The 6,690-nt window shown below is 63.2% G+C and carries 6 protein-coding genes, 1 tRNA gene and 1 pseudogene; 7 read left to right on the top strand and 1 reads right to left on the bottom strand.

Annotated elements, in window-relative coordinates:
- From BEN49_RS27985 to rplT, 6 genes and pseudogenes are all read left to right on the top strand, one after another.
- On the top strand, nucleotides 1–904 hold a 904-nt coding region (locus BEN49_RS27985), incomplete at its 5' end, for a tetratricopeptide repeat protein (RefSeq protein ID WP_158022909.1).
- Nucleotides 905–972: 68 nt separating this feature from the next.
- The gene (locus tag BEN49_RS13210; protein ID WP_158022907.1) at nucleotides 973–2,094 is read left to right on the top strand and encodes a tetratricopeptide repeat protein; all 1,122 of its coding nucleotides are present in this window, start codon (nucleotides 973–975) and stop codon (nucleotides 2,092–2,094) included.
- Nucleotides 2,095–2,329: 235 nt separating this feature from the next.
- Nucleotides 2,330–4,264, top strand: a complete 1,935-nt coding sequence (thrS, locus tag BEN49_RS13205) for a threonine--tRNA ligase (RefSeq protein ID WP_070744134.1) — start codon at nucleotides 2,330–2,332, stop codon at nucleotides 4,262–4,264.
- Between the two features lie 213 nt (nucleotides 4,265–4,477).
- A pseudogene (gene infC / locus BEN49_RS13200) lies at nucleotides 4,478–5,035 on the top strand (translation initiation factor IF-3); the annotation flags it as partial.
- A gap of 209 nt (nucleotides 5,036–5,244) precedes the next feature.
- Complete coding sequence (gene rpmI / locus BEN49_RS13195; protein ID WP_070744131.1) at nucleotides 5,245–5,439, top strand: 50S ribosomal protein L35; 195 nt, start codon at nucleotides 5,245–5,247, stop codon at nucleotides 5,437–5,439.
- A gap of 80 nt (nucleotides 5,440–5,519) precedes the next feature.
- Nucleotides 5,520–5,864: a 50S ribosomal protein L20 gene (gene rplT, locus BEN49_RS13190; protein WP_070744129.1), complete on the top strand. Its 345-nt coding sequence runs from the start codon at nucleotides 5,520–5,522 to the stop codon at nucleotides 5,862–5,864.
- 170 nt (nucleotides 5,865–6,034) lie between these two features.
- Here rplT and BEN49_RS13185 read toward each other — a convergent pair.
- Nucleotides 6,035–6,108: transfer RNA gene (locus tag BEN49_RS13185), tRNA-Met, on the bottom strand.
- Between the two features lie 127 nt (nucleotides 6,109–6,235).
- Here BEN49_RS13185 and BEN49_RS13180 point away from each other — a divergent pair.
- The gene (locus BEN49_RS13180) at nucleotides 6,236–6,637 is read left to right on the top strand and encodes an START-like domain-containing protein (RefSeq protein ID WP_070744127.1); all 402 of its coding nucleotides are present in this window, start codon (nucleotides 6,236–6,238) and stop codon (nucleotides 6,635–6,637) included.
- The last annotated feature ends 53 nt before the right edge of the window (nucleotides 6,638–6,690 follow it).

The raw sequence follows: 6,690 nt of genomic DNA, 5'->3' as shown, positions 1-6,690 counted from the left end.
CCAGGTGCCGGCCGTGCCCGGGGCCCCGCTCACCGAGCAGCCTGGGGCCCCATCCACCGAGCAGCCCGAAGATTCGCTTGCCTTTGCCCCGCCCGACACGGTGCAAGACGACCCGCCCGCTGTGCGCCAGAAGCTGTTCGACGCCGTGCGGCTCGTTAACCGCTACAAGGATTCGGAAGCGCTGGCCGTGTACCAGGACGTGCTTAAAATCAGCCCGGCGCACTACCTGGCCCTGTGGCAGGCGGCCGTGCTGAGCGTGAAAATAGGGGCCCGGTACACCGACGAGACCCGCAAGGCGGCCTACTTCACCGCCGCCACTCGCTACGCCGATCGGGCCCTGGCCCTGCGCCCCGAGGGCGGCGAGAGCAACTACGCCGCCGCGCTGGCCCTGTTCAGCCAGGCCGGGCTGTACCGCTCCGAAAACCGCCTGGTGGCTTTCCGCGACCTGCGCTCCTACGTGTTTCTGGCCGTGGCCCAGCGCCCCGACTTGCCCGAGGCCTGGCAGCTGCTGGGCCGCTGGCAGTACCGCGTGGGCCACTACAACGTGCTGGAGCGCATTTACAGCAAAATCCTCTTGGGCGGGGTGCCGCCCGGCGGCAGCGTGGCCGACGCCATGCGCAGCCTTGAAACGGCCATCGGGCTGGATTCCACGCGGGCTTCGTTCTACTACGACCTCGCCCGGATGTACCGCTACCAGGGCCGCCGCCGCCGCGCCGTGGCCCTGCTGCAAAAAGCTGTGCGCCTGCCCACCTTCACCAGCGAAGACTTGACCATCAACCGCCTGTGCCAGCAACTGCTGGAGCCTTTGCAGCGGGCCACCACCCGCGGGGCCCGGCGGCAGCAGCGGATTCGGCAGCGGGCCGCCGCCGCCGCCGGGGCCCCGCCCGCGGTGCCGGTGCCCTGAGGGCGCGGCGGGCCGTACTTTTGAGTATGCGTTGCGCGCCGATTCTATTGCTTGCCGGGTTGCTAGCCGTGGCCTTGGGGCTGCCGGGCTGCCAATCGGCTCCCGCCGAGCGGCCCGATACCCTCGTGGACCTGGCCACCGTGCAGAGCGGGCCCCGCGTGCAGGCCGACGAGCTGAACGGGGCCCTGCGCCAGCAGCCCGGCAACGTGGCCTTGCTCTCGCGCAGGGCCGCCTTGCGCCTGGCCGCCGGCCAGCCTACGGCCGCCCTGCGCGACGCCGCCACTGCCCTCGACCTGGGCGATGGCGACAACGAGGGGCCCCTGTACTTCCTGCAAGCCCGCGCCCTGCGCATGCTGGGCCGCCTGCCCGAAGCCCTGGCCGCCGCCCGCCTGGCCGCCGACAACGGCTTCACGGGGCCCGAGCTGCCACTGCTGGTGGGCGAAACTCACCTGGCCGCCCACGACTACCCCGCCGCCCTCGACAACCTCGACCGGGCCCTGCGCCTCGACCCCGACCAGCCGGCGGCGCTCTTCTACAAAGGGCTGGCCTACGCCGCGTCGGCCGATACGGCCCAGGCCCTCGATTACCTGCGGGCGGCGCTGGCCCGCGAGCCGCGCCAGCCCGAGATTTTGCACCAGCTGGCTTTCCTCTACAACGCCCAGCGCAACCCCGAGCAGGCCGTGCGCTACGCCACCCGCGGCCTGCGCCTTGATACCGCCTCCGGGGCCCTGCACTACGACTACGGCCGCCAGCTGGAGCTAAAAGGCGTGGCAGATAGCGCCGCCTGGTACTACCGCCGCGCCCTCGTGCTCGACACCACGCAGTACCGGGCCGATTACCGGCTGGCGCTGGCCGCCGGAGCCTTGGGCCAGCGCCCGGCCACCATCATTCCGCACCTGGCCCGCGCCCTGCGCCGCAACCCGCGCCTGCCCGAAGCCCGCGCCCTGCTGGCTGAAGCCCTCGAAGCGCACAACCAGTTGCCCGCCGCCCTGGCCCAGTACCGCCTGCTGGTGGCCGAAAACCCCGGCAACGCGCACTGGACCTTCAAGGTGTGGAAGGTGGGCAACCGCGCCCGCCTGCTGCTGCCCGACAGCCTGCGCCCGGCCCTGCTCTATTACCCGGGGCCCCCGCGGGCCCGGCCCCCGGCTGTAGAGTCTCTGCCGCCATTGGGCGGCCTGCCACCCAGTTAGTTGGAGGTAGGGTGCCTGCGGTGCACGAAGCGGCTTTTGGTGGGCCTGCCACCCGGCAGATGGGCGCAACGGCCCGCATACACGTGGGGCGGGCGTAACTTGCACCTGCTTTGCGCTCATCGCGGGCACCAAGTACCTGGCCCAACTTAATTATCCGTTACTTCAGGGCAATAGTTTAACGACCAACAAGAAAGCGAGCAGCTGTTAGCTAAAGGCTAGTGGCTCAATACTTAGTATGCTGCACATCACCCTGCCCGACGGCTCGCCTCGCGAGCTGCCCGACCACGCCACCGGCTACGACCTGGCCGCTTCCATCTCCGAGGGCCTGGCCCGCAATGCGCTGGCCGTTACCGTCAACGGTGAAGTGCGCGACCTCCACCGCCCCCTGCCCGACAATGCCAGCGTGGCTATTCTCACTTGGAACGACGAAGCTGGCAAAGCCACCTACTGGCACTCCTCGGCCCACTTGATGGCGGAAGCGTTGGAGGCCCTGTACCCCGGCGTGAAGCTGGCCATCGGCCCGGCCGTCGAAAACGGCTTCTACTACGACGTGGATCTTGGTGAAGGCCGCACTATCAGCAGCACCGACTTCCCCGAAATCGAGAAGAAGATGGTGGAGCTGGCCAAGGCCAAAAGCCAGTATGTGCGCCGCGAAGTGCCCAAGGCCGAGGCCATTGCCTACTTCACCGAGAAGCAGGACCCCTACAAGCTGGAGCTGATTGACGGCCTCGAAGACGGCCAGATTACGTTCTACACCCAGGGCAATTTCACTGACCTCTGCCGGGGCCCCCACATCCCCGACACTTCCACCATTAAGGCCGCCAAGCTCATGAACGTGGCCGGGGCTTACTGGCGCGGCGATGAGAAAAACAAGCAGCTCACCCGCCTCTACGGCATCACCTTCCCCAAGGCCAAGGAGCTCACCGAGTACCTCGAGCGCTTGAAGGAAGCCAAGCGCCGCGACCACCGCAAGCTAGGTAAGGAGCTGAAGCTCTTTGCCTTCAGCGAGCGGGTGGGGGCGGGCCTGCCGCTGTGGCTGCCCAAGGGCACGGCCCTGCGCGAGCGGCTGGAGCAGTTCCTACGCAAGGCCCAGGTGAAGGCCGGCTACCAGCCGGTCGTCACGCCCCACATCGGGGCCAAGGAGCTGTACGTCACCAGTGGCCACTACGAAAAGTATGGCGCCGACTCGTTCCAGCCTATTCGCACGCCCAATCCCGGCGAGGAGTTTTTCCTCAAGCCGATGAACTGCCCCCACCACTGCGAAATCTACAAAACGGAGCCCCGCAGCTACCGCGACCTGCCCGTGCGCTACGCCGAATTCGGCACCGTGTACCGCTACGAGCAGTCGGGCGAGCTGCACGGCCTGACCCGCGTGCGCGGCTTTACCCAGGACGACGCCCACATCTTCTGCCGCCCCGACCAGGTGAAGGACGAGTTTAAGAAGGTGATTGACTTGGTGTTGTACGTGTTCAAAGCCCTGGGTTTTGAGGATTATACCGCCCAAATCAGCCTGCGCGACCCCGAGAACAAGACCAAGTACATCGGCTCCGACGAGAACTGGGCCCTGGCCGAAAGCGCCATTCAGGAAGCTGCCGCCGAGAAAGGCCTCACTACCGTCACGGAACTGGGCGAGGCGGCCTTCTACGGCCCCAAGCTTGACTTTATGGTGCGCGACGCCCTGGGCCGCCGCTGGCAGCTGGGCACCATTCAGGTCGATTACAACCTGCCAGAGCGGTTTGATCTGGAGTACGTGGCGCCCGACAACACCAAGCAGCGCCCCGTGATGCTGCACCGGGCCCCCTTCGGCTCGTTGGAGCGCTTCGTGGCCGTGCTCATCGAGCACTGCGCCGGCAACTTCCCGCTCTGGCTCACCCCCGAGCAGTTCATCGTGCTGCCCATTTCCGACAAATTCATTGACTACGCCCACGAGGTGAAAGCCCAGCTGGAAGCCGCCGACCTACGCGGCACTGTAGACGCCCGCGACGAGCGCATTGGCCGCAAAATCCGCGACGCGGAATTAGCCAAAACGCCGTACCTGCTGGTGGTAGGGGAGAAGGAGGCTGAAGCCGGGGCCGTGGGCGTGCGCCGCCACGGCGAAGGTGACTTGGGGGCCCTGTCGGTGGCCGAGTTCATCGCCAGTGTGCAAAGCCAGGTAGCCGCCGCCATTTAAGCAGCCGCCCGCGCTGGGACCTAAATTTTCACGAATGAGCCGCTGGGGCCCCAACAACTGGGTCGCCAGCGGCTTCATTTGTTGAAACATAACCGCGCTGGTTTGCCTTTACGAATAAAAATAACGATATTTGCCCCCTGATTGCCTGGGTTCACCCGGGCTAATCGCCTTAAAATCTATTCTCAGCCACTTTTTTCGCAGGAGGACCAAACCATAGCAACTCCGAATCGTCGGTACGTGCCCCGCCAGCAGGTGGAAGAGCCGTTCAAAATCAACCAGAAGATCCTGGCCCGCGAAGTTCGCCTAGTTGGCGACAACGTGCCCCAGGGTGTATACACTACAGACCAGGCCCGCAAAATGGCCCAGGAGCAAAACCTCGACCTCGTTGAGATTTCGCCCACGGCCACGCCGCCCGTTTGCCGCGTCATCGACTACTCGAAATTTAAGTACGAGCAGAAGAAGAAAACCCGCGAGCTGAAGGCCAAGCAGACCAAGGTCGTTCTCAAGGAAATCCGTTTCGGCCCCAACACCGATGAGCACGACTTCGCTTTCAAAGTGAAGCACGCGCAGGAGTTTTTGCGCGAAGGCGCAAAAATCAAAAGCTACGTGCACTTCGTCGGCCGGAGCATCGTGTTCAAAGAGCGCGGTGAAATCCTGTTGCTCAAGTTCGCCCAGGCCCTCGAGGACCTCGCCAAAGTGGAGCAGTTGCCCAAGCTCGAAGGCAAGCGTATGTTCCTCTACCTCGCGCCCAAAGCCGCCATCGTAGCCAAACCTGTGGCGAAACCCGCCGCAGCCGGCGATAAGCCCGAGAAAAAAGCTCCGAAGCCGGCCGTCGGCCAAGATGCTGCGCCTCAGCAAGCTGAAGCTGCGGCCCCTGCGGCTACCGATACCGAATAGCATATCCGGTTGCGGATGGCTTCCCGGCCCACGGTCGGTCAGCAATCAACAAACAATCAACAACCACCCCCAAACCCACTACAATGCCGAAAGTAAAAACGAAATCCGGTGCTAAGAAGCGGTTCACGCTCACCGGCTCGGGCAAGGTAAAGCGTAAGCACGCCTACAAATCGCACATTCTGACCAAGAAGAGCACGAAGCGCAAGCGCAACCTCACCCATGCCGGCCTTGTGAGCAGCGCCGACATGAACCGGGTGCAGCAGATGTTAAATATTTAATTTCCCCACCAGGCTTCCGGCCGCAATTCCAAGCCACTGCCACCGTGCAGTGACGCCGGCTGCCAAAAACAATCTAGGTTATGCCAAGAAGTGTCAACCATGTGGCCTCGCGCCACCGCCGCAAAAAAATCATGCGTTTGGCGAAAGGCTACTACGGCCGTCGCAAAAATGTGTGGACCGTTGCCAAAAACGCCGTTGAGAAAGGCCTGCTCTACGCCTACCGCGACCGCAAAGTAAAGAAGCGCGAATTCCGGGCCCTCTGGATTCAGCGTATCAACGCTGGTGCTCGCATGCATGGCCTATCGTACTCGCAATTGATGGGTGGCCTGAAAAAGGCCGGCATCGAGCTGAACCGCAAAGTATTGGCCGACCTCGCCCTAAATAGCCCGGCTGCCTTCCAAGGCATTGTGGAGAAAATTAAGTAATCCACACCCGGCCATTACACTGAGAAAACGCCGGTGCCGTAAGGCGCGGCGTTTTCTTGTTTTTGGGAAAGTTCTGGCCCTGTTTCCTGGTGATAACTGTTTCCCGGGTTACTAAAACGGCAGGTCATAAAAAAACCGTCCTGGCTCGAAGCCAACACGGTTTTTAAACGTAGCGGGAGGCGGGTACGATCCGCCGACCTCAGGGTTATGAATCCTGTGCTCTAACCAACTGAGCTACCCCGCCGGGTTTTGTGGGTGCAAAGGTAATGAAAAAAACGGCCTTCCTGCAAGTAGGGCCCCAAAATCATGGATTTTTATGTGCCACGGGCCTTTTGTCAGGCTAGGCCGCTCGTTCTTAATCGATAAGCCCTATGGATTTGCATGATACCCAAACAAAAACGCAGTTTACGGTGGATTACTCCATCAATGCGTCGCCCAAAATACTGTTTCCATACTTAGCTACGGCCTCGGGCCTGGCCCGGTGGTTTTGCGACGATGTGAACCACGTGGCGGGCGGGGGGCTGAACTTTGTGTGGGACCGCGAGAACCATTACGCGGAAGTAGGGCCCCAGCGTCTCAACCGCGCAGCCCGCTACGTTTTTTCGGGCCCCGAGCACGCCGACCCTAGCTACGTAGAGTTTACCCTGCATTCGTCGGCCGTGACGGACGAGGTGTTTTTGCACATTGTGGATTATTCTTCGGCCCAGGCCGCCGAGCAGCGCGAGCTCTGGGACGGGCTCGTGGCCAAGCTGCGCGGACAAGTAGGGGGTTAGGGGCCCAACGCACGATTTGGCCACCGGCCCCGTTGGTGGGGCATGGCCGCATT

The organism is Hymenobacter coccineus (assembly GCF_001816125.1).
Lineage (GTDB): Bacteria > Bacteroidota > Bacteroidia > Cytophagales > Hymenobacteraceae > Hymenobacter > Hymenobacter coccineus.
This window is presented reverse-complemented; position numbering and strand designations above follow the sequence as displayed.

What these genes read in the sequence shown, in the direction of transcription:
- thrS (WP_070744134.1), top strand. Translation starts at nt 2,330, where the DNA reads ATGCTGCACATCACCCTGCCCGACGGCTCGCCTCGCGAGCTGCCCGAC.
- rpmI (WP_070744131.1), top strand. Translation starts at nt 5,245, where the DNA reads ATGCCGAAAGTAAAAACGAAATCCGGTGCTAAGAAGCGGTTCACGCTC.
- rplT (WP_070744129.1), top strand. Translation starts at nt 5,520, where the DNA reads ATGCCAAGAAGTGTCAACCATGTGGCCTCGCGCCACCGCCGCAAAAAA.
- BEN49_RS13180 (WP_070744127.1), top strand. Translation starts at nt 6,236, where the DNA reads ATGGATTTGCATGATACCCAAACAAAAACGCAGTTTACGGTGGATTAC.